This is a genomic window from Kocuria sp. KRD140, assembly GCF_017168375.1.
In the GTDB taxonomy this organism is placed as follows: Bacteria; Actinomycetota; Actinomycetes; order Actinomycetales; family Micrococcaceae; genus Kocuria; species Kocuria marina.
The window spans coordinates 55054-76179 of sequence record NZ_JABFAW010000009.1; the positions used below are offsets into that span (position 1 = coordinate 55054).

Consider the following 21126-nt stretch of genomic DNA (forward strand, 5'->3'; position numbering starts at 1 on the left):
GGCCGAAGGCGAGCGGGGTGGGGAAGGAGATCAGAGCGCCGTCGCCGACCCGGGAGAAGTCCGTCATGCCCAGCAGGGCGGCCACGCCCGTGCCCAGCACGAAGGACAACAGGATGGACAGCCGGGACACGATACCGATGCCCACCTTGGACAGCAGCAGCACGATCAGCAGCGTGATGCCGGCCAGGGCGATGGCCCGGTTGCTGGGCGGGGAGCCGTCCGTGGTGCCGGCGGACCAGTTGATGGCCACGGGCAGCAAAGAGATCCCGATGACCGTGATCATGGTTCCGGTGACGACCGGCGGGAAGAAGCGGATCACGCGGGAGAAACCGCCCGCGAGCAGCAGACCCGCGGCGGAGGAGACGATCACGGCGCCCATGATGGCGGAGATGCCACCGTCACCGGCGAGGATCGCGAGCATGGGGGCCACGCCTGCGAAGGACACCCCCTGGACCAGGGGCAATTTGGAACCGAGCAGCGGCAATCCCAGGCTCTGCAGGCACGTGGCCAAGCCACCCATGAGCAGGCACGAGGAGATCAGCAGCGCGATGCGCTCGGGTGCCAGACCCGCGGCCTGGCCGATGATGAGGGGGACGGCCACGATCGCGCCGTACATGGTGAGCACGTGCTGTGCTCCGAAAGCGGTGGTGCGTCCGAGCGGGAGTCGCTCGTCCTCAGGACCTCTGGGTCGTTGCAGTTCACGGCGTCCCCTGAGGAGTTTGGTGCTTGTCATGTCAGATGCCTCCGTTCACGGTCGGTGGCCGCAGGTTCGGCGATCTTCTGTTTTTCCCACCGTCGACCAGGTGGCGAAGTGTCCGGATCTAGCGATGATGCAGTGGATGGATTCGGGTCAGTACGCGGTGCGGGAGGTGTTGGCCGCCCATGTGTCGAAAGGTGCGGTGCGGTTGTCGATGCCCACGTGGCGCACGGGCAGCAGTTCGTCCCGCTGGGCCCGAGTGGCGGTGAAGAAGTCGTAGAACACGGCGTCGTCGAAGCCGCCGTCCGCGGCGTCGTGGCGGTCCGCGGCGAAGTACACGGCGTCCAAGCGCGCCCACAGCGAGGACGACAGGCACATGGGGCACGGTTCGCAGCTCGAGTAGAGCACGGCGCCGCTGAGGTCGTACGCGCCCAGGGCGGCGCACGCGGCGCGGATCGCCGAGACCTCGGCGTGGGCGGTGGGATCATTGTCCGCGGTGACGCGGTTGACCGCCGTGAACTCGCGCCCGTCCGCGGTCACGACGACGGCGCCGAACGGGCCGCCGTCCTCGGAGGCGTTGCGCACGGCCACGTCGATCGCGCTGCGGAGGTGGCGTTGCACGGAGGCGTCGGCCGGGGCCGAGGTGGTGTGGGTGGGAGGGGTCATGGTACTTCCTTTCGTGGGTCCTCGATTGCGGTTGTGGGAATCAGGGGGTGTCGCTCTTGTAGACGCGATGGATCTGGCCGGTGTCCGTGAGCTCGCCGCTCTCCACGCGTCGGCGTGCCTCCTCCACCAAGTGGTCGTCCACGACGGCGATCTCCTGGCCGTCCGCGCCGATCAGGCGGCCCTTGACCAGGGTGTCGCCCTCCTGGAGGCCGCGCAGCAGCGAGCGGGGGAACACGCGGGGTGGGTATGCGGCGAAAGTGGACGAGCCGGGCCGGGAACCCCAGGACAGTTCGTTGAAGAGGATGTTGAGCAGGACCGCGGTGAGGGCGGCCGCGCTGATCCCGGATCCCAGGACCACCTGCACCCAGGACGGGAACTGCTCGTAGAAGGTGGGGGAGACCACTGGGATCAGCCCCATGGCCAGGGACACGGCTACGACCACGAGGTTCAGACCGGAGCGGTAGTCCACGCCTCCCAGCGTGCGGATGCCCGACGACGCCACGGTCCCGAACAGGACGATGCCCGCGCCTCCCAGCACGGGGGAGGGCACCGCGGCCACCACGCGACCGAGTACGGGGAGCAGGCCCAGGACGACCATGATGACCCCGGCGCCGGCCACGACGAAGCGACTGCGGATACCGGTGATCGCCACCAGGCCCACGTTCTGCGCGAACGCAGTCTGCGTGAACGTGTTGAACAGGGGCGCCACCGAGGACGAGATCATGTCCGCCCGCAGGCCGCTGGCGATGCGCTTGGAGTCCACGCTCGTCTCGGCGATCTCGCCCACCGCCACGATGTCCGCCGTGGTCTCGGTCATGGTCACGATGATCACGATGACCATGCCCAGGATGGCCGAGGCCACGAACAGCGGTGTGCCGAACTCGAAGGGCACGGGGAAGCCGACCACGGGCCCCTCGCCCACGTCGGAGAAGTTCGCTCGCCCCAACAGCGCGGCCACCACGGTGCCGATCACGATGGCCAGCAGGATGGACAGTCGCGAGATCGCCGCCGATCCCACCTTGGACAGCAGCAGCACCAGGAGCAGGGTGAACGCGGCTAGGCCGATGTTGGCCACGGACCCGTGGGAGGGGTCGTTGGCCGGACCCAGGGACCACCCCGCGGCCACAGGCACCAGGGTCACGCCGATGGTGGTGATCACCACCCCGGAGACCACGGGCGGGAAGAACCGGATGATCTTGGCGAAGAACGGCGCCAGGACGAAACCCAGGGCGGAGGCCACCAGCACCGCACCGAAGATGACCCGCAGCCCTTCCTCCCCGGGAGTTCCCTGCAGGATGGTGAGCATGGTGGCCACGCCTGCGAAGGAGACGCCCTGCACCAGGGGCAGCTGGGCACCCAGGAACGGGACACCGATGCTCTGGAGGATGGTCGCGAGCCCGCCGATGAACAGCGCGGCCGCCACCAGGATCCCCGTTTGGGTGGGGTCCAGGCCCGCGGCGTTGCCGATGATGAGGGGCACGGCGATCACACCGCCGTACATGGTCAGCACGTGCTGCAGGCCGTAGGCCAGGGACCGACCGACACCCAGGTATTCGTCCTCGGGACGGTGCGGGGTGTTCGCGACGGATGTCGTGCAATTCTTCATGGGGTTCTCCGGGTCACTGTGGTCGGTGTGTAGGAACTCTGCCGACCTGTGACGCACACGAAACCCGGAGATCACGGGTCCATCAACGCGCCGGTGCGGGCCGGTCGGTACTGGATTCGTGCCCGGTAGATAGTCCGATCAGGACCCGCCGTGGCGGTTGTGTTGATGAGCGTACAGAGCGTTCAATGTGATGGGCAACATATTTTTCCGGATTGTTTGTCCACTCTTCCGGAATATGGAAAAGATGGGGCCGTCGCTCCCCGCGCTCCAGCCCGTGCGATACCTGGATCGGCAGACAGGATCACTGAGCCGGCTCGGTGTCATGCCGAGCTCGTCTGGGGCGACGATGGTCGCCCGGAAAGGCCCACCATGCACACCGCACCCTCGCATCAGCCGCCTCGTCCCTTAGTCGCCGCCGGCTCTCCGCTCCCCGAAACCCACACCTCGGGGAGCCCAGGCACCGACACCGCCGGGTCCCTGTTGTGGATCAAGGACCCCGCCGGGATCCATACGTCCTCCCGCCGGTCGGTGGATGCGAGTCGCGGTCTGGTGGTGAACACCCGCACGGGAGCCATCGTGGAGCTGGTGGCGGCCGGGGTGGAACCGACCCGTCACGACAGGGTCCTCGACGCCTCGGCCCACGTGGTGCTCCCCGGTCTGATCAACACGCACCACCACTTCTACCAAACACTCACCCGCGCCTGGGCCCCCGTGGCGGACGCCGAACTGTTCCCCTGGTTGCAGGGCCTGTACCCGGTGTGGGCCCGACTCACCCCGGACGCCCTGGAATCCGCCGTGACCGTCGCGATCGCCGAGCTGCTGCTGTCCGGGTGCACCACCGCCGCCGATCACCATTACGTGTTCCCGGCCGGGCTCGAGGAGTCCGTGGACATCGAGGCGGACGTGGTCCAGCGCCTCGGGGCCCGCGCCATGTTGACGCGGGGTTCCATGTCGCTGGGCCAGGACGACGGCGGCCTGCCGCCCCAGTCCACGGTCCAGGATCACGACGCCATCCTGGAGGACTCCCGCCGGGTGGTGGAAACGTTCCACCAACGCGATGAGGCGGCCCGGATCCGGATCGGGTTGGCACCGTGCTCCCCCTTCTCCGTCACGCGTGAGCTCATGCGGGACACCGCCCAGCTGGCCTCCGAGCTGGACGTCCGGTTGCACACCCACCTGGCGGAGACGATCGACGAGGAGGACTTCTGCCGCGAACGCTTCGGCCTGCGCACCGTGGACTACCTGGAATCCGTGGGGTGGCTCAGCTCGCGCACGTGGCTGGGGCACGCCATCCACCTGGACGATTCTGAGGTGGCCCGGCTGGGAGCCGCGAGTGTGGGGGTGGCCCACTGCGCGACGTCGAACATGCGACTCGGATCGGGGACGTGCCGAGCGCTGGAACTCGAGGAGGCCGGATCGCCGGTAGGGCTGGGCGTGGACGGGTCCGCGTCCAATGACGGGTCCAACATGATCGAGGAGGTGCGCGCGGCCCTGAACATCCAGCGTCTGGCCGCCGGGCCCGCTCGGGTCCCTGTGGCGCGCGCCCTGAACTGGGCCACGCGCGGCTCCGCGGCGGCCCTGGGGTGGGAGGGGGCGGATCTGGCGATGTTCACCTTGGACGAGCTGCGCTTCGCGGGGGCCCATGACCCCGTGGCCGCCCTCGTGCTGTGCGGTGCCCACCGGGCGGACCGCGTCATGGTGGACGGCCGCTGGGTCATGGAGGACGGTGCGCTCGCGGGTCAGGACCTGGAGCGCATCATCGCCCGGCAGCGTGAGCAGGCGCGGTTGCTCATGCGTGGTTGACGGTGCGGATAGCGCCGGCAGATCCGCCCGTCACCATTCCCGGTGCGGGTCCAACCCCTCCGCCAGGTCGTTGAGCTCGTAGGAGCTCGTGCCGTCGATCGACTCCCGGATGACGTCCGCGTGTCCTGCGTGCCGGGCGATCTCACCGATGACGTGGGTCAGCGCCCACCGCACCTCCCAGAATTTGAGCTCGGGCGGGAACCAGTGCGCATCCGGGACGGGCACGGGCGCACCGAGATCGGTGATGGACTCCATCGGCGCGGACGCGTAGGACACGCACCGGTCGAAGAACGCCAGGGTCTCGTCCACCGTGGCGGGGTGGGTCATACAGTCCTCCATGGACAGGTCCGGGCCGATGTCCTCCGGGACGTCGGGTTCGTTGATCCGCCGCGCCGCCATGTCGGACCATCCTGCGGCCACGAGCGCGCAGTGCCGCACGAGCCCGGTGAGGTTCAGTGACGACGCGGACGGCACGGAATGTGCTTGTTCGTCCGTGAGCCCGTGAACGGTGGTGCGTATCTGCGCGAGCTGATGCAGGACGCTGTTGGCCAGGACGTCTTTCTCGCCGTGTGCTTGGGGAATCAGGAATCCCTGACGGGGCCTTTCTCGAGAACCATCGGATTGATGCGAGCATCGTGAACCCTATTGCGGTCAGATCCTGTCCGCGGTCACATTGGGCGCGTGACGGATCCGACTTCGTGCGCACTCAAGCTCCTAGGCCTGCTGGGTCACCGCTCCGTGTGGTCGGGTATGGAACTCGCCGCCGAACTGGACGTCACACCGCGAACACTGCGCCGCGACGTCGACCGCTTGCGGAACCTGGGCTACACGGTTGACGCCGTGCCGGGGCTGGGTGGTGGATACGCGTTGCGTCGTGGCGGGGTCCTGCCTGCACTGTCCCTCGACGAGGGTGAGACGCCCGCGGTCACCATCGCCCTCGCGGCGGCGTCCGGGTATCTGACCGAGGCCGCCGCGGGACGGCGGGCGCTTGCCAAGATCGACGCCGTGCTACCGACCGCCGCCCGCGCCCAGGTGCAAGGAACACGGGAGGCCGCGGGCCTGAGCGCGGCGGGCACCGCGGTCGACTCCGCCGTCCTCGGGGCGTGCGCGGACGGCACATGACGCCGCAGGCGCTTGCGGTTCCGCTACGTGGACCGGCGTGGACGGTGTTCCGAGCGCTGGATCGAACCCCGCCAGCTCTCCTGCCGCGGGCGGGTCTGGTACGTGACGGCGTACGACGTCGCTCGCGCCGATTGGCGCTCGTTCCGTCTGGACCGCATAGCGGACGTGAGCGTGGGTGACTGGGTCTTCCACCGCAGACCGGATGCGGCCGATGCGCTGCGGCGGGCCCTGGAACCCGTTCCACCGGAGGTGTACGACCACCGGGTGGTCCTGCACGTCCACTGCGGCATCGAGCACGCTCCCGAGTTCATGACGTGGGAGAGCGCCCTACTGCGTGAACTCGAACCGGGGTTGTGCGAGTACGTCACGGGTGTGGACGACCCGGAACAAGCCGCGGTCTGGTTCGCCGGGATCGGCCACGAGTTCACGCTGGTGGAGGATGCTGACGTGCGTGAAGCCATGACCGACTTGGGGAAACGGTTACTGCGGGCGGCCGGTGACACACCCCTCGGTGACGACGAGTCCCGCAGCACGTCATGACACGTCGAGAACGGCCCCGCCGAGAGGTGGATGCGCTCAGATCTTGAGGTGCACCAAACTCGTCCCCTTGGTCTCCAGCGCCGTGCGCACCGTGTCCGCGAGGGTGTCCATGGTCGCGGGGAGGCCGGTGGCGCCGAAGCCCTCGGCCAAGCGCACCCAGTCCGGCTGCACGAGGTCCACACCGAGCGGCTGGATGGAGCGGTCCACCATGTTCTGCCGGATCTCCCCGTAGCCGCCGTTGTCCACGCAGATCACGGGCAGGTCCAGGCCCAGTTCCACCGCGGTCATCAGTTCCTGGATGGAGAACATCAGGGCGCCGTCCCCCACGAGGCACACCACCGGGCGCTCGGGTGCGGCCAGCTTGGCGCCGATCGCCGCGGGCAGGCCGTAACCCAGCGTCGCGTACGTCCCCATGTAGAGCAGGGAGTGGGGAACGGGTGCGCGGAAGAACGTGGTGGATCCCATGTAGGTCACCTGGGACGAGTCGCCCGCCAGGATCGTGTCGTCCGGGACCACGTCCATGATGGTCTCGTTGAGCGCCGCGAGCTCGGGGGCCCACGTACGGCCCTCCTCGTCCATCGCGTCGAAGACCTCGCGCAGGCCCGGTGCCGTCCGCGCGGAGGGCGCGACGTCGCCGGGGCCCCCGGCGTCGGCCCGCGCCCGCAGACCCGCGAGCAACTGGGGGACCACCGCGGCGGAGTTGCCCGGGACCTCGACGTCCGGGGTGAGGTTGCACAGCATCTGGTCGCGCATGATGTCCACGCGCACCACGGGCCCCTGCGGGGTGATGTCGCCGCCCCACAGCTCGGCCTCGCCCACCTTGGAGCCGATCACGAGCAGGGCGTCCCGCGAGCGCAGGAACTCGTGGGCCGTGCTCAGCCGCAGGTCCGCGCCCAGGGAGAGCCGGTGTTTTTCGGGGATCGCTCCCTTGCCGTTGGTCGTGGTGATCACGGGTGCCTCGAGCAGTTCGGCCAGCTCGAGCAGGTGCTCCCCGGCGGCCAGGGAACCACCGCCGGCCAGGATGACCGGGCGCTCACTCGCGGCGAGCGCCTCGACGGCCGCGGCGACGTCGGCCTCCGGTGCCGGCGCGGGCTCGCCCAGGGGGCGGGGTGCGGTCGCGGACTCGGGGACGTCCGCGGGGGCCTCGAGGATGTCCAGGGGGATCTCGATGTGGATGGGCCGCGGCCGGGAGTGTGCGAAGTCGCGCATGGCGTCGTGGATCATGGTCACGGCCTCGGCGGCGGAGGTCACGCGCCGGGACACGCCCACGATCGCATTGACCGCGGCGGACGGGTTCTTGGTCTCGTGCAGCGAGCCGATGTCCCGGAAGTCGTGTCCCACGGGCCGCCCCGGGGAGAGCAGGATCATGGGCCGGGACTCAGCGTACGCGGTGGCCGCGCCGGACAGCGAGTTGAGCAGACCGGGTCCGGAGGTCGTGATGACCACGCCGGGCAGCCTGCGCACCTGGGACCAACCGTCCGCGCCGTAGGACGCGCCCTGTTCGTGGCGCGTGGTGATCGGGCGGATCCCCAGCTCGCGCAGCGGCCGGTAGAACTCGAGCGAGTGCGTGCCCGGGATGCCGAAGACCGTGTCGATCCCGTAGCCGCGCAGCGTCTCCAGGACGGCACGGGCCGTGGTGCGCTCGGGGTGCGACGACGCCGCCCCCGCCGGGTTCTCGAACCCCCCGGGGGCGGCGGTGACCGTGTTCTCGTTGCTCATGCCTTGGACTCCTGAGTCCGTCGGTTCCATTCCTGACTGACGTCGGACGGGGTGGGCCTGCTCATGAGTGACACCGCCACGAACACCACTGCGGAGGCGATCAGCCCCATGTAGATGGGTGCGTTGGCGAGCACCCCGAAGACCATCATGCCCGCCACTGTGGCTACAACCCCCACCCCCATGGACCACATGGCGCCGGCCGCGGTGGCGCGCGGCCACAGCAGCCCGCGGCGATCGTGGCCCCGGAGGCGGTGGACATCATGGCCGCGACGCCCGCGGCGAGCACCACACCACCCAGGCCCACGGGGACGTGCTGCTGGGCCATGGCCGCGAAGGCCTCGTCCGGCATCTCGAGGGTGGGAAGAACGGCGGCCGCAGCGGTGCCGATCAGGGCGCCAGCCACGCCGTACAGGGCCACATACCCGGCGGAGATCACCCCGCCCCAGCGGGCGACCCCGGGGGAGCGGGCGGTGAACACGCGCTGCCAGATGTCCTGGCCGATCAGCATGCCGAATCCGTAGATCACGAACTGCGTGATGATCCCCTGCAGACCCATGGCGCCCAGGTCGAAGAAGGAGGAGTCCAGCCGCTCACGGATCCCGGACCACCCACCCCCGGCGGCCAGCGAGAACGGCAGGAGGATCGCGAAGATCCCCACGGTCATGAACACGAACTGCATGAGGTCCGTGAGGGTGATGGACCACATGCCACCGAGCACCGAGTATGCGATCACCACGGCGCCACCCAGGAGGATGGCCCACGGCCGGGAGATCGGGAACAGGACGGAGAAGATCGCCGCGTACGCCGCGGTGGAGGTCACCGCGATCATGATCGTGTACGCGAGCATCACGAAAGAGGACGCCGTGGCCCCGCCCTTGGCGCCGTAGCGCAACTGCAGCATCTGGGAGACGGTGAAGACCTTGAGCGACTGGATGCGCGCGGCGAAGAACAGACTCAGGACCCCCAGGCCCACGGCGATCGCCACCACGAGCCACATCCCGGAGATCCCGTACTTGTACCCGAGACCCACACCGCCCACGGTGGAGGCGCCGCCCAGGACCACGGCGGCCATCGTGGAGGTGTACAACCCCGTTCCCAGCCGGCGCCCGGCCACCCGGTAATCGGTGGCGGTGCGGGCGCGGCGTGCCGCCCACAGCCCGATCACCACCATGGCGATCAGGTACAGCACGATGACCAGGACGTTCACGGGGGTCTCCTCGACAGAACTCGGGGTGTCCGCGCGCGCGAGCGGATGCGCTCGTGGGCGGGGTGGTTGGCACTAGGGTTTTATGCACCAGGTCACAAAAAGTATCACCGCGGTGGCGGTTCACGCCGCCGCGGGTGCCGTGTTCGTGGGAACCACGCCCCGAGAATCGCGGTGCACGTCCCCGGGTGATCCCCGGGAGGTAAGGAGTTCAGCAGTGGAACCGGAACGCGTCGTCGAAACCAATGCAGCGGGTGAGCAACGGGTGGGCCCCGTCAACGCCGCCCTGACACCGCGGTGGGCCGGGCCGGCCACGTTCGCGCGGTTGCCCCGCACGGATCAGGTGGAGCACACGGACATCGCCGTGGTGGGCGTGCCGTTCGACTCGGGCGTCTCCTACCGTTCCGGTGCGCGCTTCGGTCCGAATCACGTGCGCGAGTCCTCCCGGTTGCTGCGCCCCTACAACCCCGCGCAGAACCACTCGCCGTTCGCCCACCTGCAGGTCGCGGACGCCGGGGACATCGTGGGCAACCCGTTCGACATCCCCGAGGCCATCGCGTCCATCGAGACCGCCGCCAAGGAGCTCATGGGGGAGTCCACCAAGGTCGTGGCGATCGGCGGGGACCACACGATCGCGCTGCCCCTCATGCGCGCCGCCCACTCACGGCACGGCAAAATCGCACTGTTGCACTTCGACGCCCACCTGGACACGTGGGACACCTACTTCGGTGCCGAGTACACCCACGGCACCCCGTTCCGCCGGGCGTTCGAGGAAGGCATCATCGACACGGACGCCGTGATGCACGTGGGCACCCGCGGGCCCCTCTACGGCACCCAAGACCTGGACGACGACGCCCGCTTCGGTTTCGAGATCGTCTCCTCCGCGGACGTCATGCGCTCCGGCGTGGACGCCGTGGTCGCGGCTCTGCGCGAGCACGTGGGGGACCGCCCGCTGTACGTCTCCCTGGACATCGACGTCCTGGACCCCGCCCACGCACCCGGCACCGGCACGCCCGAGGCCGGTGGCATCACGAGCCGCGAGGTCCTCGAGATCCTGCGCGGTCTGCGCGGGCTGGATGTCGTCGCGTGCGATGTCGTGGAGGTCGCCCCCGCCTACGACCACGCCGAACTGACCGGGATCGCCGCGGCCCACGTGGTCTACGAGCTGATCTCGCTCATCAGCCTGGGCGCCGGCGCGTCCGCGGACGGCCCCGCCTACGGCATGTCGGGTGCCCGTTACGGGGGCCAGTGATGAGCGCGTTCGCGTCCCGCGCGGGGGAGTTCCGGCCCTCCCCGGTGCGCGCGGTGTTCGAGACGGCCATGGACCCCTCGGTGGTGTCCCTGGCCGGGGGCAACCCGGATCTGTCCGTGCTGCCGGGCGGGACCGTGGGGGATCTGGCCGCGCAGCTGATCCGTGAGCGCGCCGGTGAGATCCTGCAGTACGGTTCCGGCGCGGGGACCGCGGGCCTGCGCGAACTGAGCGTGCGGCTCATGGCGCGGGGCGGGTCCACGGTCACGGAGGCGGACGTCCTGCCGACCACCGGGTCCCAGGCCGGGCTGGACCTCGTGACCAAGCTGTTCTGCGATCCCGGGGACGTGATCCTGGCCGAGGGCCCCACCTACGTGGGTGCGCTGGGCGTGTTCGGCGCGTACGAGGTGGACGTGCGTCACGTCCCGGTGGACGAGCACGGCATGGACCCGAGCGCCGTCGCCGACGCGTTGGACGACGCCGCGGCGCAGGGTGAGCGCGTCCCGTTCGTGTACGGGATCCCCAGTTTCCAGAACCCCACGGGCGTGACCATGCCGGTGGAGCGGCGGCGCGAACTGGTGCGAGTGTGCGCCGAGCGGGACGTGATGATCATCGAGGACGATCCCTACGCGCTGCTGTCCTTCGACCGCGCGCAGCCCCTGGCCTCGATGCACGGGATGGACCCGGAGCACGTGATCCACCTGGGCAGCTTCTCCAAGATCTTCGCCCCGGGGCTGCGGATCGGCTGGATCGCGGCTCCCCCGGAGGTCAGGGGCCGGTTGCAGATCGCCGCGGAGTCCGTGGTGATCCACCCGTCCAACCTGGCACAGTCCCTCGTCACGGCGTGGGTGGGTTCCGAGCAATGGGAGCCCGCGCTCGACAACGCTGTGACCCTGTACCGCGAGCGCTGGGAAGCCATGGACGCGGCGTTGACCGAGTTCATGCCGTCCTCAGCGCGGTGGACCACGCCCACGGGCGGGTTCTTCACGTGGGTCACGGCGGACGAGTTGGTGGGCAAGGACGTCCTCGCGGAGGCGATCGCCCATGGGGTGGTGCTGGTACCGGGCTCGGCGTGTTACATGGACGGCCGGGACTCGGACGCGGTGCGGCTCGCGTTCTCCGGTGTTGCTCCCGCGCGGATCCGGGAGGGCGTCAAGCGGTTCGCGCAGGTGCTGCGGGACCTCTGACGCCGTCGTGCTCGCACCGCGGTGCTTCCGCCGGAGGCCGAGCGCCGTCCACGCGGACCGGCGACGGGACGTACTCGAGCATCCCGTGATCGGTGGGCGCGGTCAGGGTCGCGGGGGAGAGATGGGCGTCCTGCGCGGTCCGGAGAGTGCGCGCATCCAACAGGGCCCGCGCGGTGCGTTCGAGGGACACCCGTGCGTGGCCCGCGGTCCCCGTGGCGAGCAGCGCGCAGGCCGCGGCGGCCATGCCGTAGCCCGCGGTGTGGTCCAGGGCCTGGACCGGTAGGGCCCCGGGGCGCCACCTCCCGTGCTCGCCCCGCGCACCGTAGTGATGGGCGATCCCCGTGGCGGCCTGGACGATGCTGTCGAATCCACGCTGTCCGCCCCGGGTGCCGGAAGGTTCCCACGCGCTGAGTTCCACGTGGACCAGGTGGGGGAAGCGGTCGCGGATGCTCGCGGCGTCGAGACCGAGATCGGTCAGGGAGCCGGGCCGGTACCCCGTGAGCAGGACGTCCGCGGCGTCCAGGGCGTCGGCCAGATCCTCCGCCCGCGTGGGATCCGCCAGATCCCACGACACGCAGCGCACCCCCGCATCGGTGTCCAGGTGCTGGCCGAGCAGTTCGGGCGCACGTCCGCGCCCAGGGCTGCCAGGAACTTGGTGGCCGTGGGACCCGCGATCACCCGGGTCAGGGAGACCACGCGTACGCCCGCCAGGGGAGTGAGCGACGCCGTCCCCCGCGGTGCCGCGAACGGACCCTTCGCGGAACTGGACGGACAGCCTGCGGAATCGGACGAACGGGTCGACGCGCCGGAACCGGCACGGTCGAACAGTCGGACGGGGATGTCCGCCGGGGTGAGCTCGAGCCACGGCCCCGGCTCGGACGCCGCATCTGCGCGCCATTCCTGTTCCGTGGCCACGCGAGCGGCAATGCCGCCCTCGGCGACGATCCGGGACTCGGCCTGCTCCCCGGTGAGCTGGGCGAGGGCGGGTGCGAGGGCGTCGTCGTGCGTGATGTCCAGGGCGCGGAACAAACGCTCGCGGTGGTGCGGGTAATTGGCGTGCGTGCGCAGCCAGCCGTCCGACACGGGGAAGAAACCGGAACACGGGGCGAAGCCGGGCAGGGACTGCCCGTCGAGGCGGAGGTGGGAGACCGAGCCGAATGCCGCGAGGACCTCCGGCAGCTGCGCCGTGATGACGCTGTCCCGATGGCCCATGGTGCGGGCGAGCTGCTGGGCGCCCGCCACTGCCAGTCCCACCCCCGAAACCGCCAGCCGCTGGACGTCCAACGGCCCGGACCAGTACCGACCACTACCGTGCACCGCGGTCGCCGCGTGCTCGTTCGCGCGCGGGAGCAGCCCGTCGAGGGCCGAAAGGATCTCCTGCATGCCGCTGCCTCCCGGGGCCGGAACCGTGGGCCACGATTCAAGCACACGGGCGCGCTCCGCGGGGTTCACGCGGGAGGAGGCCGTACCGCGCATGCTTAGGATTGTGAGTCATGGACTCCTCGCACGCTCCGGCCGCCGACGACCGCCGAGCCCGCATGCTGCGCAGCGCCGCGCGGCTGCGTGCGGTGCTGCGCCAAGGGGTGTACTTCCTACGCAGCATGGAGGGGGCGCGGGAGCTCACGAGTCAGCAGATCAGCTTGTTGACCATGCTCAAACCGGGCGGTGCCCGCATGACGAGCATCGCCTCGAACCTCGGGGTGCGCACCCCCACGGCCACGCAGAGCGTGGACCGGCTGAGCAAGGCCGGACTCGTGCAACGCGATCCGGACCCCACCGATGCGCGGGCCGTCCTGGTGTCGCTGACCCCGCAGGGGGAAGAGGTGCTCGCGCGTGAGGATCAGCACCGCAGTGAACGGGTCGCGGATGTGCTGTCCGAATTGAGTGCCGAGGAACTCGACCTCCTGGACGCCGCACTGCCGGTGTTGGCCAAGCTCGCGCGGGCCCAGGAGTCGAGCGGGGACTGACCCGGGTCAGAGGGTCTCGGTGACGTCGTCCTCGGGGAAGCGGGGGCCGCGCTCGTAGGCGGGGGCCACGGGGTGCCCCAGGTTCACGACCACGATCGAGCGCTTGCCCGTCCCGGCGAAGAACTCCCGGTCCACGGCCTCGGCGTCGAAACCGGTCATGGGCCCGGCGGCCAGACCCACGGCGCGGGCGGCCACGATGAAGTAGCCCACCTGGATGTGGGAGTTGGCCTTACCGCTGGTCAGGCGCAGGTCCTCGTTCTCGTCGTACATGCCCTGCAGGTGCGGGGCGGCGGGGAGGAACTGGGGGAAGCGCTGGTGCCAGTTCTCGTCGTAGGACAGGATCGCCGTCAGCGGCGCCTGGCGGGTCTTCTCCTGGTTGCCGCCGCTCATGTGCTGCACCAGGCGCTCACGGGCCTCGGGGGTCTCCACCCAGGTGATGCGCAGGGGCTGCGAGTTGAACGCCGTGGGGCCCATCTTGGTGAGGTCGTAGATCGCCCGCTTCTCATCCTCGGTCACCGGCTCCTCGGTGAAGTGGCTCGCGGTGCGGGCGTCGATGAACAGGCGCTCGGCGTCCTCGGAGGAGATGGCGAGGGGCAGTTCCTCGGTGGTCACGGTCGTCATGGGGGTCCTTCCATCAGGCGGGTGGACAGGCCACCCGAAATCATTTCGCCGGAAACTATACCCACGTTGCGGCGCGTGAGGGGTCGAATGTCGGCAACGTCACGCACACCTGTACATTGCTCTGGTGACTTCTGCGTTCCTTCCCGGACTGGTGACCGGGCTCGCCCTCATCGTGGCGATCGGCGCCCAGAACGCGTTCGTACTGCGCCAGGGGATCCGCCGCGAGCACCTGGGTGTGGTGGTGGGCATCTGCATCGTCTCGGACATCTTCCTGATCGGCCTGGGGACCGCCGGGATCGGCTTCCTGATCGACCGCGTGCCCTGGCTGCTGAACCTCTTCCGCTGGGCCGGCGTGGTCTACCTCCTGGTCTTCGCGGTCACCTCCTTCCGCTCGGCTCTTAAGCCCCAGGCGATGGACGTCTCGGGCGACGACGCCGGGTCCTTGCGTCGCGTGGTCCTCGCCACCCTGGCGTTCACATGGCTCAACCCGCACGCCTACCTGGACGCGGTGCTGATCCTGGGGAACCTGGCCAACCAGCACGGTGAGCAGCGCTGGATCTTCGCCGGGGGCGCGTTCGCTGGCTCGGTCATCTGGTTCACCGCACTGGGCGCGGGGGCCCGGGCGCTGTCGCACGTGCTGAACACCCCGCTCACCTGGCGCATCGTGGACGCCCTGGTGGGCGTGGTGATGGTGTTCATCGCGATCCAGCTGGCGCTGATGCCCGCCGTCTGATCCGGGCACCGCCCCGGCGGCTGGTGTGCTGGAATGGAGGCATGACTCCCACCTCCTCCTACACCAGCAGCGGCACCGGGCGCAGGTCCCAGGAGTTCACCCCCACCTCTGCACTGCGGGGGTTCCTCTCCCACTCGGGCCGCAGGGCTGCCGATCTGAGTCCCGGCTATGAGCGAGTGTGGGAGCACATCGCCCAGATCACGGATGCGGGCCGTGGGCTGCAGCAGGAGCTGGTCATGACCTCCGTGGAGGCCTATCCCGCGCGACCCACCCGCCCGGTGCTCAACGCCGTGGCCGCCTCCTTCGAGCTGCTCCACACCGCCATCGTGCTGCGTGCCGACGCCGACGGTCTGCGGGGAATGACGCGCGCGGCCCACGCGGCGGACCGCGTGCCGTCGGGGTCCCCGCAGCAGCACGACGACGCCGCGGTGCAAGGTGCGATCGCGCACGCCCCGGGTGCCGTGGAGGGGGCCTCCGGGGGCAACCCTGCCGGGTGGGCAGACCGCGATGGTTCCCGTGCGGACCTCACCTCGGCGGCTGGTGACCTCGCGCTCACCGGCGCCTACCGGCTCATCGCCACCTCCCGAGTGCCGGAGACGCGCATGCTGCGCCTGCTCGAGATCCTCGACGAGTCCGTGTTCCACGCCGTGGCGGGCGAGCGCCTCGTGGCCCAGGTGACCCGGCGCACCCAGCCCGTTCCGCACGACAAGGCCCTGGACGCCATCCGGCTGGCCATTGCGGTGCCCTGCTACGAGGCGCCCCTGCGCGCGGGCGCCGTCCTAGGCGGGGCCCCCACCGCGCACGTCACCGCCCTGGCGACCATCGGGCGCTCCCTGGGTGTGGCCCACCAGCTCACCGGTGAGCTGCGCGCGGCCGCCGGCTCCCCTGACGCTGCGGGTGAAGCGGGCTCCGCGGGCGCGTCGCCCGTGCTGACCCCGGACCGCTGCACGGTTGCGGGGGTCCTCGTGGAGGCGGGTGACTATGCTGCGGAGTGGCAGGCGCTGCGAGAGCGGGCCGTGCGGCAGCCGCTGGGGGACGACGACGTCGCCCACGCCCGCGACCTCCTCGACCGCTCCGGTGCGGCCCGCTCGGTGGCCCGCATGGTGGACACCGCCGTGCGCCGTGCGAAGGACACCATGGCAGTCACGGACCTGCCGCCCGCCCTGGTGCAGAGCCTCATCGCGTGGCTGGAGCGCGAGACGGCGGTCTGACTGGATATTCCTCGGTCGGAATGGTTCTCCGCCCGTGCACGCCGACGGCGCCCGGGCCGAAGCCCGGGCGCCGTCGTGATTCTCGCCGGCAAACCCCGGAAGGGCGTCAGATCTGCGTGAGCGCCCCCACGGGGTTCTCGATGCAGTCGGCCACGAAGCGGATGAAGCCGCCCGCCGCGCCGCCGTCGCACACGCGGTGGTCGAAAGCGATCGACAGGGTCGCGACCTTGCGTACCGCGAGTTCACCGTTGACCACCCACGGCTTGTCGATGATCCGCCCGATCCCCAGGATCGCGACCTCCGGGTGGTTGATGATGGGCGTGGCACCGTCCGTGCCGAACACCCCGTAGTTGTTCAGCGTGAACGTGGAACCACTCAGCTGCGCGGGGGAGGCCTTGCCGGAACGGGCGATGTCGATGATCTCCCGCATGGCCCCCGTGAGCTCCACGGCGCTGAGGCGGTCCGCGTTGCGCAGGTTGGGCACCATGAGCCCGCGCTCGGACTCCACGGCGAGCCCCAGGTTGATGCCCTGGAACCGGGTGATCGTGCGGGATTCGTCCGGCGCGGTGTCCATGCGCGCGTTCAACTGCGGGAACCGCTGCAGCCCGGCCAACGTGAACCGCGCGATCAGCGCGAGCAGGCTGGGCGTGGTCTGCGGGTCCGCGGCCTTGAGCTCGGCGCGCAAGCGCAGCAGCTCGGTGGCGTCCACGTCCACCCACACGGTGGCCTCGGGGATCTCGCCTCGCGAGCGCGTCATGGCGTCCGCAATGGTCTTGCGCACACCCTTGACGGGCTCCCGGGCGGCCACGCCCAACCCCGTGCGGGGGTCCACGTCCTGACCCGTCCCACCGAGCTCCGGCGAGGACGACGGCGCCGCGGGCGGCTTCGGAGCCCCGGCCAGGCCCGCAGGTCCACCCTGAGCCCCCGGTCCACCCGGTGCCGGGGGCGGCGGAACGGGTGCACCGGTCGTGAGACCCGGGGCCGCGGGACCGGCCGTGGCCAGACCCGTGGGAGCCGGCCCGGCGGCGTCGGCCCGGGAACGCTGGTCCTCGACCTGGTCGAGCGCAACGAGGACGTCGCGGCGCATGATGAGACCGCCCGGGCCGGTGCCCTCGAGCGCGGTGATGTCCACGCCGTGTTCGCGCGCGAGCTTGCGCACGAGTGGCGAGACGACCGTGGGGGCCATCCGGGGTGCCGCGGTCAGCGCGTCGTGCGTGTGGGCAGCCGCGCCCGTGGGGGCAGCGCCGTCCGGAGCGGCAAGACCGCCGCGCTTGCGCCGCCGCCGCCGGGAGGATCCCACGGCGGACGTCCCGTAACCGATCAACACGTTGCCGGAGGACTCGTCCTCGCCGGCCTCGGGGTCGGCCTCGTCCACGGAGAGCTCGGCCGACGGGCGGGTGCCCGCGAGCTCCTCCTCGCGGTACCCGGCCCCGTGGGTGGGCTCGGGAGCGTCGTCGTCGGAGCCGGAACCCGCGGCGGACTCCGGGGCCTCGATGCCGTCGGAGACGGAGATCAGCGGTTGGCCCACCAGCAGCGTGTCGCCCTCGGCGCCGTGGAGCGTGTGCACCACGCCCTCGAACGGGGTGGGTACCTCCACGGCCGACTTGGCGGTCTCCACCTCCACGATCGGCTGGTCCATGGTGACGGTGTCACCCTCGGCCACGAGCCAGCGGAGGATGTCCGCCTCGGTGAGCCCTTCGCCCAGGTCGGGCAGGTTGAACACATTGATGCTCACGGGTCAGTCCTCCCATTGCAGGTCGTCCAGGGCATCCAGGATGCGCTCGGAGCTCGGGATGTGGTGGTGCTCGAAGGACGGCGAGGGGTAGGGGATGTCGAATCCCGTGACCCGCAGCACCGGTGCGGCGAGCGAGTGGAAGCAGCGTTCCTGGGTGCGCGCGGCGATCTCCGAGGCCACGGACGCGAAGCCCTGGGCCTCGGCCACGACCACGGCACGCCCGGTCTTGCGCACCGAGGCGGCCACGGTCTCGTCGTCGTAGGGGACCACGGAGCCCAGGTCCACGACCTCCACGGACATCCCGTCCCGGGCGGCTTCCTCGGCTGCGGCCAGGCACACGGGCACGGACGGCCCGTAGCTGATCAGGGTCGCGTCACTGCCTTCGCGGGCGACGAGGGCGTGGCCCTCCCGGCGCGGCAGCGTCCCGTTCTCGTACTGCGAGCGCAGCTCGTCCATGTCCACCTGCGCGGTGGACCAGTACAGCCGCTTGGGCTCGAAGAACACCACGGGGTCCGGCGAGTCGATCGCCTCGCGCAGCATCACGTAGGCGTCCGTCACGGAGGCCGGGGTGAAGACCTTCAGCCCCGGGGTGTGCGCGTAGTAGGACTCGGAGGAGTCGCAGTGGTGTTCCACACCGCCCACGCCACCGCCGTAGGGGATGCGGATGACCAGGGGCATGGGCAGCTTGCCGCGGGTCCGGTTGTGCATCTTGGCCACGTGGGAGGCCACCTGCTCGAACGCGGGGTACGCGAACGCGTCGAACTGCATCTCCGCGACCGGGCGCATGCCGTTCATGGCCATGCCCACCGCGGTGCCGATGATCCCCGACTCCGCAAGCGGGGTGTCGAAGCAACGCTCGCGGCCGAAGCGCGCGGTCAACCCGTCCGTGATGCGGAAGACCCCGCCCAGGGTCCCCACGTCCTCACCGAAGACCACGACCTCCCGGGACGCCTCCATGGCGTCCGCGAGTGCGGTGTTCAGCGCCTTGGCGAAACTGACTTTCGAAACGCTCATCACGCCTCCTCTCGGGAGAGCTCGTCGGCCAGTTGAGCGGCTTGTTCGCGCAACTGGGTCGTGGGTTCGTGGTAGACGAAGCGGAACAGGTCCTGGGGATCCAGTTCCGGCTTGGAGGCCATGGCCTCGCGCAGCCGCTTGGCCATGGCCTCGGCGTGCTCCGAGATCCGTTGGGACGCGGCGTCGTCCAGCACGCCCTGGTCGGAGAGGTAGCGCTGCATGCGGGTGATCGGGTCCTTGGCCACCCACTCCCTGACCTCGTCGCGCTCGCGGTAACGGGTGTCGTCGTCCGCGTTGGTGTGCGCTTGCATGCGGTAGGTCATGGCCTCCACGAGCAGCGGACCGCCGCCCTGGCGGCACAGCTCCACGCCGCGGCCCAGGACGGAGAGCAGCGCCGCGAGGTCGTTGCCGTCCACGCGCTCACTGGCCATCCCGTAGCCCACACCCTTGTGGGCCAGGGACGGCGCGCGCGTCTGCGAGGACAGCGGCACGGAGATCGCGTACCCGTTGTTCTGCACCAGGAACAGGACGGGCAGCTGGAAGACGGCCGCGAAGTTCAGGGCCTCGTGGAAGTCCCCCTCCGACGTCGCCCCGTCACCGCACATGGCCAACGTCACCGTGTTCTCGCCGCGCAGCTTGGCGGCGTGGGCCACGCCCACGGCGTGCAGCAGCTGCGTGGTCAGCGGAGTGGCCTGGACGGAAACCTTGTACTTGCGGGGGTCGTAGCCGCCGTGCCAGTCCCCGCGGTAGGTGCTCATGACCTCCAGTGGATCCACACCGCGGGACATCACGGCCACGGAGTCACGGTAGGTGGGGAACAGCCAATCGTCGTCCTCGAGGCACAGGGCAGCCGCCACCTGGCAGGCCTCCTGGCCGTGGCTGGACGGGTAGACCGCCATGCGGCCCTGTCGCACGAGCGCCATGTTCTGGTCGTTGATGCGCCGGCCCACCACGAGCTTCTCGTAGGCGTCCAGCAGGCGGGAGTTCTCCGGCATGGGGTACTCGTGGCCGGGCTCCTGACCCTGCTCGGACTCCGGGACCGCGCTGCCGTCGTGGTTCAGCAGCCGGATCTCGCTGCTCGCGGGCAGCATGTACTGCTCGGGGGTGATCCCGAAGTTCTTGGAGGCCTCCACCGCCGGATTCACGGGCGGGGTGTGCTCCTGGGCGGCGGATTCGCCATCGGCGGGGGTGGGCTCGCTCATGGTGCGTCCCTTTCTTCTCTGTGTGGAACTCGGTGGTGCCCTGCACCTCGTTCCGCGGCAGCGTGCAGCGAAGGGCGGGGTGGACATATCGTCCGCACAGTATGGAAAATTTGGCCGCCCCGTCTCCACGCCGGGGGAAATTCGTGGACGAACGGTGATTCTGGGCCGCTCTCATGGACAATATGCTTAGTAGTGACGTGCGTCATGCTGCTTCGTCTACCGCGTCGCGACCGGTGACGACGGCGCTCGGCGCGGCGGCGTCGTCGCCCCCGGAGCGCGCGGGCCGTCGCGAAGGGGCGTGAGGCCCATGGTCATGGCGCGCGAGGCCCATGACGAGGGACCGCGGGGCACGATGACAGAGAAGGAGTACCGGATGGCGGAGCGGGAGCGCCCCGAACTGGACGACACGGATCGGCGGATCCTGGAGGAACTCTCGGCGGACGCACGGCAATCGGTGACCGCGCTCGCGGCCAAGGTCCACATCTCCCGCGCGCACGCCTACGAGCGCATCCGCAGGCTGCACGAACAAGGCGTGGTGCTGCGCTACACCGCGGTGATCGATCCCGCGCGGGCGGGGCTTGAGGCCTCGGCATACGTGACAGTGCGGTTGAAGCAGAACACGTGGCCGTCCCTGTGCGTGAAGCTGCGCAAGATCCCCCAGGTGCAGCACATCGCACTGGTGGGTGGCACGTTCGACGTCATGCTCCTCGTGCGCGCCCGGGGCACGGCGGAACTGCGGGAGGTGATCTTCGACCGCATCCAGCCCATGCCGGAGGTCGTGGACACGCAGACGTTCCTGATCTTCGAGGACGTGGACGTCCGCGGGTGACGGAGCCCTGCCCGTGGGTGG

General features: G+C 70.2%; 20 protein-coding genes and 1 pseudogene. 9 read left to right on the forward strand and 12 right to left on the reverse strand.

Going from position 1 to position 21126, the window contains the following annotated elements:
* The 3 genes from J1M36_RS09035 to J1M36_RS09045 form a co-directional block, all read right to left on the reverse strand.
* On the reverse strand, window positions 1–733 hold a 733-nt coding region (locus J1M36_RS09035; RefSeq protein ID WP_206479120.1), incomplete at its 3' end, for a solute carrier family 23 protein.
* 117 nt (window positions 734–850) lie between these two features.
* Entirely contained in the window at window positions 851–1363 is a 513-nt protein-coding gene (locus J1M36_RS09040; RefSeq protein ID WP_206479121.1) for a nucleoside deaminase, read from the reverse strand.
* 40 nt (window positions 1364–1403) lie between these two features.
* On the reverse strand, window positions 1404–2969 hold the full coding sequence (locus tag J1M36_RS09045; RefSeq protein WP_206479122.1) for a nucleobase:cation symporter-2 family protein: 1566 nt from the start codon (window positions 2967–2969) through the stop codon (window positions 1404–1406).
* A 480-nt stretch (window positions 2970–3449) separates the two neighbouring features.
* On the opposite strand from J1M36_RS09045, the gene J1M36_RS09050 reads away from it, so the two are divergent.
* Window positions 3450–4772 (forward strand): 8-oxoguanine deaminase, encoded by a 1323-nt coding sequence (locus J1M36_RS09050; RefSeq protein WP_241247046.1) that lies wholly within the window; start codon window positions 3450–3452, stop codon window positions 4770–4772.
* 30 nt (window positions 4773–4802) lie between these two features.
* Here J1M36_RS09050 and J1M36_RS09055 read toward each other — a convergent pair whose 3' ends face one another.
* On the reverse strand, window positions 4803–5357 hold the full coding sequence (locus J1M36_RS09055; protein ID WP_206479871.1) for a DinB family protein: 555 nt from the start codon (window positions 5355–5357) through the stop codon (window positions 4803–4805).
* A gap of 96 nt (window positions 5358–5453) precedes the next feature.
* Between J1M36_RS09055 and J1M36_RS09060 the strand changes: the two genes are divergently transcribed.
* Complete coding sequence (locus J1M36_RS09060) at window positions 5454–5894, forward strand: HTH domain-containing protein (protein ID WP_206479124.1); 441 nt, start codon at window positions 5454–5456, stop codon at window positions 5892–5894.
* A gap of 12 nt (window positions 5895–5906) precedes the next feature.
* Window positions 5907–6434 carry a WYL domain-containing protein gene (locus J1M36_RS09065; RefSeq protein ID WP_206479125.1) on the forward strand — a complete coding sequence of 176 codons (528 nt, stop codon included), beginning with the start codon at window positions 5907–5909 and terminating at the stop codon, window positions 6432–6434.
* Window positions 6435–6470: 36 nt separating this feature from the next.
* Here J1M36_RS09065 and J1M36_RS09070 read toward each other — a convergent pair whose 3' ends face one another.
* Window positions 6471–8153: a thiamine pyrophosphate-binding protein gene (locus J1M36_RS09070; RefSeq protein ID WP_064846855.1), complete on the reverse strand. Its 1683-nt coding sequence runs from the start codon at window positions 8151–8153 to the stop codon at window positions 6471–6473.
* Window positions 8150–9360: pseudogene (locus J1M36_RS09075) on the reverse strand (sodium:solute symporter). Before J1M36_RS09075 ends, J1M36_RS09070 begins: the two are co-directional and overlap by 4 nt.
* A 214-nt stretch (window positions 9361–9574) precedes the next feature.
* Between J1M36_RS09075 and speB the strand changes: the two are divergent.
* Window positions 9575–10609: an agmatinase gene (gene speB / locus J1M36_RS09080; protein WP_064846854.1), complete on the forward strand. Its 1035-nt coding sequence runs from the start codon at window positions 9575–9577 to the stop codon at window positions 10607–10609.
* Entirely contained in the window at window positions 10609–11793 is a 1185-nt protein-coding gene (locus J1M36_RS09085) for a PLP-dependent aminotransferase family protein (RefSeq protein ID WP_206479126.1), read from the forward strand. Before speB ends, J1M36_RS09085 begins: the two co-directional genes overlap by 1 nt.
* Here J1M36_RS09085 and J1M36_RS13020 read toward each other — a convergent pair.
* Both J1M36_RS13020 and J1M36_RS13025 read right to left on the reverse strand, forming a co-directional pair.
* A complete protein-coding gene (locus J1M36_RS13020; RefSeq protein ID WP_206479127.1) occupies window positions 11759–12367 on the reverse strand; it encodes a CoA transferase in 609 nt (202 codons plus the stop codon). The two genes, J1M36_RS09085 and J1M36_RS13020, sit on opposite strands and share 35 nt — an antisense overlap.
* Entirely contained in the window at window positions 12268–13269 is a 1002-nt protein-coding gene (locus J1M36_RS13025) for a CoA transferase (RefSeq protein ID WP_206479128.1), read from the reverse strand. Before J1M36_RS13025 ends, J1M36_RS13020 begins: the two co-directional genes overlap by 100 nt.
* 17 nt (window positions 13270–13286) lie before the next feature.
* Between J1M36_RS13025 and J1M36_RS09100 the strand changes: the two genes are divergently transcribed.
* Entirely contained in the window at window positions 13287–13760 is a 474-nt protein-coding gene (locus J1M36_RS09100; RefSeq protein WP_064846851.1) for a MarR family winged helix-turn-helix transcriptional regulator, read from the forward strand.
* A gap of 6 nt (window positions 13761–13766) precedes the next feature.
* Here the strand turns inward: J1M36_RS09100 and J1M36_RS09105 are convergent, their stop codons facing one another.
* Entirely contained in the window at window positions 13767–14381 is a 615-nt protein-coding gene (locus J1M36_RS09105) for a malonic semialdehyde reductase (RefSeq protein WP_064846850.1), read from the reverse strand.
* 124 nt (window positions 14382–14505) lie between these two features.
* Here J1M36_RS09105 and J1M36_RS09110 point away from each other — a divergent pair, with 124 nt between their 5' ends.
* Both J1M36_RS09110 and J1M36_RS09115 read left to right on the forward strand, forming a co-directional pair.
* Window positions 14506–15114: a LysE/ArgO family amino acid transporter gene (locus J1M36_RS09110; protein WP_064846849.1), complete on the forward strand. Its 609-nt coding sequence runs from the start codon at window positions 14506–14508 to the stop codon at window positions 15112–15114.
* Window positions 15115–15155: 41 nt separating this feature from the next.
* A complete protein-coding gene (locus J1M36_RS09115; RefSeq protein WP_206479129.1) occupies window positions 15156–16325 on the forward strand; it encodes a polyprenyl synthetase family protein in 1170 nt (389 codons plus the stop codon).
* A 106-nt stretch (window positions 16326–16431) separates the two neighbouring features.
* Here J1M36_RS09115 and J1M36_RS09120 read toward each other — a convergent pair whose 3' ends face one another.
* From J1M36_RS09120 to J1M36_RS09130, 3 genes are read right to left on the reverse strand one after another with little or no spacing between them, the layout of a single operon-like run.
* Window positions 16432–18060: a dihydrolipoamide acetyltransferase family protein gene (locus tag J1M36_RS09120; RefSeq protein ID WP_206479130.1), complete on the reverse strand. Its 1629-nt coding sequence runs from the start codon at window positions 18058–18060 to the stop codon at window positions 16432–16434.
* A 3-nt stretch (window positions 18061–18063) separates the two neighbouring features.
* A complete protein-coding gene (locus J1M36_RS09125) occupies window positions 18064–19074 on the reverse strand; it encodes a transketolase C-terminal domain-containing protein (RefSeq protein ID WP_206479131.1) in 1011 nt (336 codons plus the stop codon).
* A complete protein-coding gene (locus tag J1M36_RS09130; protein WP_206479132.1) occupies window positions 19074–20276 on the reverse strand; it encodes a thiamine pyrophosphate-dependent dehydrogenase E1 component subunit alpha in 1203 nt (400 codons plus the stop codon). Before J1M36_RS09130 ends, J1M36_RS09125 begins: the two co-directional genes overlap by 1 nt.
* Window positions 20277–20649: 373 nt before the next feature.
* Between J1M36_RS09130 and J1M36_RS09135 the strand changes: the two genes are divergently transcribed.
* Complete coding sequence (locus J1M36_RS09135) at window positions 20650–21105, forward strand: Lrp/AsnC family transcriptional regulator (protein WP_064846879.1); 456 nt, start codon at window positions 20650–20652, stop codon at window positions 21103–21105.
* The last annotated feature ends 21 nt before the right edge of the window (window positions 21106–21126 follow it).

Bases quoted from the DNA above. Each gene is read 5' to 3' on its own strand.
- J1M36_RS09040 (WP_206479121.1), bottom strand. From the start codon at position 1,363: ATGACCCCTCCCACCCACACCACCTCGGCCCCGGCCGACGCCTCCGTG.
- J1M36_RS09045 (WP_206479122.1), bottom strand. From the start codon at position 2,969: ATGAAGAATTGCACGACATCCGTCGCGAACACCCCGCACCGTCCCGAG.
- J1M36_RS09070 (WP_064846855.1), bottom strand. From the start codon at position 8,153: ATGAGCAACGAGAACACGGTCACCGCCGCCCCCGGGGGGTTCGAGAAC.
- J1M36_RS09085 (WP_206479126.1), top strand. From the start codon at position 10,609: ATGAGCGCGTTCGCGTCCCGCGCGGGGGAGTTCCGGCCCTCCCCGGTG.
- J1M36_RS13025 (WP_206479128.1), bottom strand. From the start codon at position 13,269: ATGCGCGGTACGGCCTCCTCCCGCGTGAACCCCGCGGAGCGCGCCCGT.
- J1M36_RS09100 (WP_064846851.1), top strand. From the start codon at position 13,287: ATGGACTCCTCGCACGCTCCGGCCGCCGACGACCGCCGAGCCCGCATG.
- J1M36_RS09105 (WP_064846850.1), bottom strand. From the start codon at position 14,381: ATGACGACCGTGACCACCGAGGAACTGCCCCTCGCCATCTCCTCCGAG.
- J1M36_RS09115 (WP_206479129.1), top strand. From the start codon at position 15,156: ATGACTCCCACCTCCTCCTACACCAGCAGCGGCACCGGGCGCAGGTCC.
- J1M36_RS09125 (WP_206479131.1), bottom strand. From the start codon at position 19,074: ATGAGCGTTTCGAAAGTCAGTTTCGCCAAGGCGCTGAACACCGCACTC.
- J1M36_RS09130 (WP_206479132.1), bottom strand. From the start codon at position 20,276: ATGAGCGAGCCCACCCCCGCCGATGGCGAATCCGCCGCCCAGGAGCAC.
- J1M36_RS09135 (WP_064846879.1), top strand. From the start codon at position 20,650: ATGGCGGAGCGGGAGCGCCCCGAACTGGACGACACGGATCGGCGGATC.